The organism is Gemmatimonas sp. (assembly GCF_041689975.1).
Classification (GTDB): Bacteria; Gemmatimonadota; Gemmatimonadetes; order Gemmatimonadales; family Gemmatimonadaceae; genus Gemmatimonas.
In genome coordinates, this window is the sequence record NZ_JBDNFF010000222.1 from 1 (window position 1) to 8,119 (window position 8,119).

Here is an 8,119-nt window from a genome sequence, read left to right on the forward strand (position 1 = left end):
AGCCAGCGTGCGCATCACGACTTCGTGAGCAGCAATCGCAGCCGGCGAACCGGCGGCCGCATGCGGAAAAGGCATTCCCGCGCGCAGCGCGGCGTGGAGCGTCGGATCAGCTGGGACAGCGCCTGCAAGGCGTAGACACATTCCGAGGAACTGACGGGCACCGGCGTCGATGGCGTCGAAGCAGCGAGCGGCTTCGCTCCCTTCGTACCGATTGACGAGTACGTCTATCGGAAGGGCACCGTGACGGGTGTGCACCGCTTTGCAGAGGGCATAGGTCGACGCCAGGCCCACTGGATCACTCCCGGCGGCCACGGCGACGAGGCGTTCGTCGGCGTGCGGCGTGATGGCGGCGAGCACCGTATCGATACGCGCCCCGCAGTCGAGGACGACGAGGTCCATTCCGTCTGCCAGCGCACCGAGGCGTCGCATGCAAGCGCGACGTTCGGCGGCCGAGAGAGCGAGATTGTCGGAGCCAAGGCGCGGGGCGCCTCCGGCCACGAGGGTGAGGGTGGTGCTGACGGGCGTGGCGACGTCGGCTGGTGACACGCGGCCACCGCGCAGATCCTGCCATGACGCGCGAGCCTGCACCCCAAGCGTGAGCGCGAGCGGTCCGACGAAATCATCGGCATCGATGAGCAGCACACGACAGCCATCGCCCGCCGCCGCGACAGCGAGCAGTGCCGACACCAGCGACGTGCCACTTCCACCGCGTCCACTGGCCACCAGCAGCGTGGTCGCGCCACGCGGGACACCGCCCTGCTGCCCGCTGTGGCGCGGGCTACGACCGAGCAGCGCATCGACCTGCGACACGGCAACTGTTCCACGTGGTGGCGACATGAGCTGTTGGCCGGTCATGCGGGCATCCAGTCAGGCTCCGCATCCGCGGAGAGTCCCCAGGCGCGCAACAATCGCGGCACACCGGGCTTGAGATCGCCGGGCACATCTTGTCCGTCGGTGACCCACCGCGTCGGCATTTCGAGGGACAGCGCGAGATCGCTGATGCCCGATCCACGCGGCACTTCGTCGACCTTGGAGAGGATCAGGTGGGTGGCGCCGCAGTGATCGCGTGTGGCGCGATACGCGCGGCCGATATCGATCGCCAGGTCGGCGCGCAACGACGCCGGAATCACGAGATGCACTTCGTCGGGATCGAGCGCGTCGAGCAGCGACCGCCAGCGTTCGGTGAGTTCTGCCGACGCCGGACTGCGCCCCGGCGTGTCGATGATGATGACATCGCAGGTGCCCGACAGTCGTTTCATCGCGGCGTCTACTTCACGCGCGTCGTAGACGACTTCGAACGGCACGTCGGCGAGTTCCGCATACGTAGCCAACTGCTCCATCCCACCGACGCGATACGTATCGATCGTGAGCAGACCGGGGCGCGCCGCGCCGAACATGCCGCGACGTACAGCGAGCTTGGCGGCCGTGGTGGTCTTGCCGGCGCCGGTCGGACCGACAAGCGCGATGCAGTACGGTCGACCGTCGGCTTGGCGCATGTGCACCGGGAACGGTGTCGGCTCGAGCCGCGCGCGCACGCGATCGATCGTGGTGGACGGCGCGGCCAGCACCTCGACCATCGGCACGCCACCGTCGCGTACGGCGCGCGTGTGGAGGATCATCACATCGTCACCGAGCGTGCGACGGGCCCGATCGGCCACCCGCGAGAGATCGGCGCCACGAAAGCGCTCCGCCGAGTTGAAATGCATCAGTTCATCTCCCAAGTAGCGACACTGCTCAGCGTGATCTGCGCGGGGAGCTCGGCGAGCGAGACCACCGGGAGGCTGGGCAACACAGGTTCGATCAGGCGGCGCACACCGACACGCAGCGAGGGCGGCGTGATGAGCGGGAGTGGACGGCCATCCACCGAATAGGTGCTGGCCATCTGGTTGAGATCCCGCAGCAGACCCGCCAACGATTCCGGTGTGAGCACCGGGGCGTTGACGTTCGACGAGCGCGGCGAGAAGAGACCGAGCAGCGCCGACTCGAGCCGGCCACCGATGGTGATGCCGCGAACGACACCACTCTGATCGGCAAAGAGACGGGCGATGACGTTCGTGAGCGACTTGCGTACCACTTCAGTGAGCGCTTCGGGATCCTTCGTGGTGTCCGCACCGTCGCCGATGGCTTCGAGGATCGTGACGAGATCGCGTATGGGGACACGCTCGCGGAGGAGGCGCTGCAGCACGCGGTGCAGCACACTGAGCGAGACCTTGCTCGGGATGATCTCTTCGACGAGCGCGGGGTGCGACTTCTTGAGCGTCTCGACCATTTCCTGGACTTCCTGACGACCGAGCAGGTCGGCAGCGCTCGTCTTGAGCGTTTCCAGTAGGTGCGTGGCCACGACAGTAGTAGGCTCGACGACCACGTACCCGCGCGCTTCGGCGTCGGCACGCTGTCCCATCGAGACCCACTTGGCCGGCATGCCGAACGACGGGTCGACGGTATCCATACCCTGGATCTCTTCGACCACACCACCCGTGTTGAGCGCCATCACGAAGCGGGGCAACACTTCACCACGTGCTACTTCCGAACCGCGCAGTTTGATGACGTACTCGTTGGCCGGCAGACGGATGTCGTCGCGGATGCGAATGGCCGGCACGAGAATGCCCAGTTCGAGCGCTGCCTGCTTACGCAACAGGCCGATGCGTTCGAGGAGATCGCCGCCCTGTCCTTCGTCGACGAGCGGGATGAGCGAGTAGCCGACTTCGAGTTCGATGGGATCGATCTGCAGGAGGTCGCGCATCGGATCGGTCGGCGCGGGCGCTTCGATTTCGGCGAGCGGTGTGGCCGAGAACTGCGCGAGTTCGTTGCGTGCCTTGGCCGCCTTCTCCGACATCCTGGCGAGCGCCGCGGCGCCCACCGCCAACGCGAGGAACGGGAACATCGGCAGGCCGGGAATCAGCGCGAACGACGATAACACCCCGGCCACCATCCACATGGCGCGCGGGTGTGCACCGAGCTGCTTGGAAAGCACGGTGCCCATGCGCTCGTTACCGGCCGCGCTGGTGACCATGAGACCGGCGGCGGTGCTGATGATCAGCGCCGGCACCTGCGACACGAGGCCGTCACCGACGGTGAGGAGCGTGTAGGTAGCAGCGGCCTTCTCGAGCGGCATGCCGCGCTGAATGACACCGATGAAGATGCCACCGATGATGTTGACGGCGACCACGAGAATGCCGAGGATCGCGTCGCCCTTCACGTACTTCGAGGCGCCGTCCATCGCGCCGTAGAAGTCGGCGGTGCGCGAGATGACGTCGCGGCGTGTGCGGGCTTCCTTCTCGTCGATGAGGCCGGCCGAGAGGTCGGCGTCGATCGCCATCTGCTTGCCGGGCATCGCATCGAGCGCGAAGCGCGCGCCGACTTCGGCGATGCGTCCGGCACCCTTCGTGATGACGATGAAGTTGATGCCGATGAGCAGCAGGAAGATCACGATACCGACGGCGTAGTTGCCGCCGATGACGAAATTGCCGAACGCCTCGATCACCTTGCCCGCGTGCGCCTGCGTGAGAATGAGGCGCGTAGACGAGACGTTGAGGCCGATGCGGAAGAGCGTGAGCAGCAACAGCAACGCGGGGAAGCTGCTGAAGTCGAGCGGATCGGTGGTGTACAACGACACCAGTAGCACGACGAGCGAGAGCCCGATGCTGGCGGCGAGGAACAGGTCGAGCACGATCGGCGGCAACGGTACCACGATCAGTGCCAGGATAAGCACGACCGCGAGGGCAAGCGCGAGTTCCGCCTTCTTGCCGGGTTCCGCGGGGAGCGAAAGAGGGAGTGCTACGCTGGTCACTCAGGCGTTCCTCATGCGGCGGCCGTTCCACGCCACGAGGCGCCGAACCGTTCCCGCTGACGCATCACGAAGGCCAACACTTCGGCGACGGCCAGATACATCTCGACCGGAATGACGGTGCCCACCTTCGCCACCACGATGAGCGCGCGGGCGAGGGGGACATTTTCGATCACGGGCACGTTGTGTTTGAAGGCGAGTTCCTTGATGCGCAGGGCGATCTTGCGCTGGCCGATCGCCACGACGTACGGCGCGGGGGCGACCATGGGGTCGTACTTGATGGCGATGGCGATGTGTACCGGGTTCACGATGACGACATCGGCTTTGGGGACTTCCGCGAACATCTGACGACGGATGCGCTCGCGTCCGATCTGCCGACGGCGTCCTTTCATTTCCTGATTGCCTTCCTGCGACTTCGACTCTTCCTTCACTTCCTGCTTCGTCATCTTCAACGACTCGGTCGTGCTGTACTTTTGCCACGCGTAGTCGGTAAGCGCGAGCACGAGGAACATCAGACCGGCGTTCTTGAGCAGCGCAATGGCGTACTTGGCGACCACCTGCATGAGCGCGGCCGGCGACTTGTCGAGCGCGAGCCCCTGCACGTCGGGCCACGCATCGGCCAGCGTGGAGTACACGGCCCAGGCTACGATGCTGAGCTTCAGCAGCGCTTTCACAAGTTCGACGATCGCCTGCTTGCCGAGCAGCCGCTTGAGGTTGGTCGCCGGATTGATGCGGCTGAACTTCGGCGTGAGCGTTTCGGTGGTGAGCAGGCCGCCGGTCTGTATCGCCTGAACGGCGATGGCGATCACGGCGAGTGCCGCCATCATGCCGACCATCGCCACGATGGTACGGAAGCCGAGCGCCTGCAGAAACGGAATGGCCGACGCGCCACCGCGTTCGAGATTGCCCGCGTTGGCGAGCGTGTTGCCCATGGTGTCGAGCAGGAACTGCCAGAGCGGCGGTCCCGCCATCGTCATCGTGAGCGTAGAACCCAGGAGGAAGGCGGCGGTGGTGAGTTCGGGGCTCTTGGCGATCTGCCCTTGGTTGCGCGCGTCGTCGAGTTTTTTGCCAGAGGGCGCCTCTGTCTTTTCGCCGGAATCGGAATCAGACATGGATCAACGCCCCCCCGTCGGCGCAGGGGCGACGTGCACCGCCCGCGCAAAATTGTCGAGCGTCGTGGCGTAAGCCGGCGTCCAGTCGGCGAGCGCGTGAACGACGAGGCCGATCGAACCGGCGAAGGTGAGCAGGCCGATCCCGATCTGCAGCGGGAACGCGAGGCTCATGACCTGCAGCTGCGGCGCCGCGCGTCCGAGAATCGCCAGCGCGATGTTGGATACGAGAATGGCCGCGATCACGGGGGCGGCGAACTGCATGCCGGTCGCGAAGATCGTGGTTCCGGCCTTGGTGACCGCAAGCATGCCGTTGGCGAGATCGAGCGGGGCGCCGAGCGGCATCGAGACGAAGCTCTGCGCGACGGCTTGCAGCATGATGAGGTGACCACCGCCGGTGAGCAGCAGCGTAATGGCCAACAGCTGCATGAAGGTGCCGAGGATCGCACCCTGCGTGTTGTTCACGGGATCGAGAATCGCCATGCCGGAAAGACCGATCGAGTTGGTCATCAGTTCACCCGCGAACTCGGCGCCGGCCACGATGATGGCGGCGGCGAAGCCGATCACGAAGCCGATGATGGTCTCGCTGAGGAACGTCACCGGCGTGATGCGGAGCGCGGCGAGATCGGTAGTCGTGGCGGCGCTCGGAATGAGCAGCGTGGCGAAGACGACGAGGACGGCGGTGCGGAGCTTCATCGGGAAGCTCTTGGCCGACCACGCCGGGGCGACGAGCAACAGCCCGCCCACGCGCAGCGCGGTCAGCACGAAGGCGGTGGCGACGCCGGGAGCGAAGAAGTCAGGGAGGCCGAAGAGGCCGGTGGACGGGGTCATGTAGGCGATCCGGCTCAGCCGACCATCGCGGGGATGCCGCGAAAGAGTTGGGTGGTATAGCGGATCAGGATCTGGAGCAGCCACGGCAGGCCAACGATGAAGGCGCCGCCCACGAGGACGAGCTTCGGCACGAAGACCAGGGTCTGTTCCTGGATCTGGGTCACCGACTGGATGATCGACACGACAAGCCCCACGCCGAGGGCGACGAGCAGCATCGGCGCCGCGATCATGAGCGCGGTCATGATCGCCTGGCGTGATAAGTCGATGACGAGTTGGTGTGACATCCGGGGCGGCTCGGGTAAGTAGGGCTTCCGAGCACTTGATAAAGCAGGGGTCGTACCAGAGGCGACACGGATCACATAGTCGCGTAAAGCGTTGTCATTGTTAATTTTACATGTATAAAGTGAATCGGTTAGTATGACCGATTTGCTGTATTCGGCAGGAATTGCCGGGTGATTTTACGGCGAAATTTGCCGCAGGGACGTGAACTGCCAACGGCTTAGGAAGCAGGGGGGAGGGTATCAGGAGGCAGGGAGCAGGGGGGCACAGCGGGAAAGGGCAGCACTGCGGAAATCCATCGTCCTGCCCCCTCCTTCCTGATACCCTCCCCCCTGCTTCCTAGGGAGTTGGCTGGTCAGCCCTTCCTACTTGAAGCTCTGCACCAAGCTCGTAATCGTCAGTGTCCACCCATCCACAAGCACGAAGAGCAACAGTTTGAACGGCAGCGAGATCATGGCTGGTGGCAGCATCATCATGCCCATGCTCATGAGCACCGAGGCGACGACCGCATCGATGATGATGAAAGGCAGGTAGATCGCGAAGCCGATTTGAAACGCGGTGCGCAGCTCACTGGCCACGAACGCCGACATGAGCACGTGCAACGGCACGTCGTCTACCGTGTTCGGACGCGGCATGCGGCTCATTTCGACGAATGTCTTCAGATCCGATTCACGCGTTTGCCGCAGCATGAATTCGCGCATCGGCTTCACGCCGGTCTTCATCATCTCGACCTGCCCGATCTTGCCATCGAGCCACGGCGTGATGGCGTCTCGATTCACCTGCGTGAGCGTGGGGGTCATCACGAACCCGGTCAGCAACAGCGCCATGCCAGCGAGCAAGTGCGCCGGCGGTGCGCTCTGCGTACCCATGGCCTGCTTCAGAAAGTGCAGAACGATCAGGATGCGGGTGAAGCCCGTCATCATGAGCAGCAGCGTGGGGAGCAGCGTGAGCAGCCCCATCATGACGACGATGCCCACGGTGCCGTTCAATCGCAGACCACCGTTCTCGCCATCGCCACCGAGCTTGACATCCATCTGCGGCATCATGCGCATGACGGCATCATCGGCTCCGATCGGTGCCGGCGAGGCGGCGCTGGCCCTTCCGTTCGAGTCCTTCGCGGAGTCCACGACCATCTGCGACATCGGACGCCGCGACGCTGCCGCTTGCGCCGTCAGCGCCGCACCGTTGTCGGCCCCAGGAGTCGCCCCCAGTCGCGAGTTACGGCTCTTCGGCTTCGTCGGTACCGTCGTCGCCAGCTTGGCCGCTGCTTCAGCGGCGGCGGCCTTTTGCACAAGATCCTGCGTGACGCTCTGCAGCGAAGCCGGCAGCGAGAAGTCGGGAGCACCCGGGGGCGTGGGAGCAGGCAGCGTTGCGGCAGCCACCGGAGCACCCGGAAGCGTCGGGGGCGGCAGCGCCACCGGTGTCGTTGCCGCCGCCGCGGGCGTCGCGACCCGCGGCGGTGAAGCCTGAGTCGCGGACTGTGCGCTCAGCGACGAGGCGCCGAGCAGAAGCATGGCAGCGCCGAACGTCGCGAGGCGCGTTGCACCGCCCAGTGAAATACCAAGCATCGCGCGGAAGTCACGATCGGCCTGCTGCGATGTCTGCGGCGTTCCGTACACCGGCGCGGCCATCGCCGAGCGCGGCGCATACGTAAGCACCGCGCCCGCGGTCAAAAACGCGGGTACTTCGCTCGGCTCGGCCGGCGAGAACGGCCGCACCGCCACGCGCACTGCACTTGAAGCCAGCATGGCAGCGGCGCGTTCGAGATCGGCCTGCGACATCGCGACCTGCACATTCGTGGCGTTGAGCGAGCGGCGGAATATCGCGCCGAACTTGCCCGGGAACGCCGCACTCATCGCCGACGGCAGCGCCGCTGGTATCGTGAACGCCGCCGATGCGGCTGCGCTGGAGACCATCGGAACCGGCAATGTGCTGGCGGCGATGACACGCAGGCGATCGACTTCATCGAGTTCGAATAGCTGACGTACACCACCTTCGCCGACGGAGAGCGCCATCACCCGCTCTCCCACGCGCACCACAGCGAGCCCCGTTTTCGGACCCAGCGGAATGCGCTGCACGACTTCCAACGGCACACGCGTTCTTGACGCGAGGG

General features: G+C 65.2%; 7 protein-coding genes. All 7 read right to left on the reverse strand.

Annotated elements, in window-relative coordinates:
* Positions 1 to 855, reverse strand: an 855-nt coding sequence (locus ACESNG_RS13910) for a MinD/ParA family protein (protein ID WP_373069443.1), incomplete at its 3' end; no start/stop codon positions are given.
* Complete coding sequence (locus tag ACESNG_RS13915) at positions 852 to 1,706, reverse strand: hypothetical protein (RefSeq protein WP_373064616.1); 855 nt, start codon at positions 1,704 to 1,706, stop codon at positions 852 to 854. The genes ACESNG_RS13910 and ACESNG_RS13915, both read right to left, overlap by 4 nt.
* Positions 1,706 to 3,790 carry a flagellar biosynthesis protein FlhA gene (gene flhA, locus ACESNG_RS13920; RefSeq protein ID WP_373069445.1) on the reverse strand — a complete coding sequence of 695 codons (2,085 nt, stop codon included), beginning with the start codon at positions 3,788 to 3,790 and terminating at the stop codon, positions 1,706 to 1,708. Before flhA ends, ACESNG_RS13915 begins: the two co-directional genes overlap by 1 nt.
* An 11-nt stretch (positions 3,791 to 3,801) precedes the next feature.
* Positions 3,802 to 4,899: a flagellar biosynthesis protein FlhB gene (locus ACESNG_RS13925; protein WP_373064620.1), complete on the reverse strand. Its 1,098-nt coding sequence runs from the start codon at positions 4,897 to 4,899 to the stop codon at positions 3,802 to 3,804.
* Between the two features lie 3 nt (positions 4,900 to 4,902).
* Complete coding sequence (locus ACESNG_RS13930; RefSeq protein ID WP_373064622.1) at positions 4,903 to 5,727, reverse strand: flagellar biosynthetic protein FliR; 825 nt, start codon at positions 5,725 to 5,727, stop codon at positions 4,903 to 4,905.
* A 14-nt stretch (positions 5,728 to 5,741) separates the two neighbouring features.
* The gene (fliQ, locus tag ACESNG_RS13935; protein WP_373069447.1) at positions 5,742 to 6,011 is read right to left on the reverse strand and encodes a flagellar biosynthesis protein FliQ; all 270 of its coding nucleotides are present in this window, start codon (positions 6,009 to 6,011) and stop codon (positions 5,742 to 5,744) included.
* A 360-nt stretch (positions 6,012 to 6,371) separates the two neighbouring features.
* Positions 6,372 to 8,119: flagellar type III secretion system pore protein FliP (gene fliP / locus ACESNG_RS13940; RefSeq protein ID WP_373069449.1), on the reverse strand; the 1,748-nt coding region annotated here is incomplete at its 5' end.

Coding starts and splice junctions, on each gene's coding strand:
- ACESNG_RS13915 (WP_373064616.1), bottom strand. CDS start 1,706: ATGCATTTCAACTCGGCGGAGCGCTTTCGTGGCGCCGATCTCTCGCGG.
- ACESNG_RS13925 (WP_373064620.1), bottom strand. CDS start 4,899: ATGTCTGATTCCGATTCCGGCGAAAAGACAGAGGCGCCCTCTGGCAAA.
- ACESNG_RS13930 (WP_373064622.1), bottom strand. CDS start 5,727: ATGACCCCGTCCACCGGCCTCTTCGGCCTCCCTGACTTCTTCGCTCCC.
- fliQ (WP_373069447.1), bottom strand. CDS start 6,011: ATGTCACACCAACTCGTCATCGACTTATCACGCCAGGCGATCATGACC.